This is a genomic window from Pseudomonas sp. ES1 (assembly GCF_050586605.1).
Taxonomy (GTDB): Bacteria; Pseudomonadota; Gammaproteobacteria; order Pseudomonadales; family Pseudomonadaceae; genus Aquipseudomonas; species Aquipseudomonas sichuanensis.
In genome coordinates this window covers 1-495 of the sequence record NZ_JBOBDM010000143.1, presented here as the reverse complement: position 1 = coordinate 495, position 495 = coordinate 1, and the positions used below count along the sequence as shown (strand labels likewise).

The following is a 495-nucleotide window of genomic DNA, read 5'->3' as shown; positions in this document are numbered from 1 at the left end:
ATTGATGCTCTCGATGGCGTTGGTGGTATAGATCACCTTTCGGATGGCGGGCGGGAAAACAAAGAATGGAATCACGCGATCCCAAGCCCGTCGCCAAGCAGCCACCACCGTCGGATATTTCTCGCCCCATGGCCCGTTCTCAAACTCATCGAGTGCTTGCTCAGCCGCTTCGGCATTGATGGCTTGGTAAATCGGCTTCAGCTCCTTGGCCAGAGCCCGCCGCTTGTCCCAGGCCGCGTAGTCAAGGCTGTTACGGATCAGGTGCACGATGCACGTCTGCAGCGTCGTTTCTGGAAACACTGCGCTGAGGGCCTCTGGCATGCCTTTGAGGCCATCGGTCACGGCAATCAGCACATCTTCGACGCCACGCTTCTTGAGGTCGTTAAAGACCTTCATCCAGAACTTCGCACCCTCGGTGTTCTCGATCCAGATGCCCAGGATATCGCGCGTCCCGTCGGGGAGAACGCCCAGGGCCAAGTAAATGGCCTTGTTGCG

At 58.0% G+C, this 495-nt stretch carries 1 protein-coding gene; it reads right to left on the bottom strand.

Annotation, left to right across the window (positions count from 1 at the left end; all coding sequences use genetic code 11):
• Positions 1-495 (bottom strand): IS256 family transposase (locus ACQ4N9_RS26515; protein ID WP_430934125.1); only part of this gene is annotated, 495 nt, incomplete at both ends.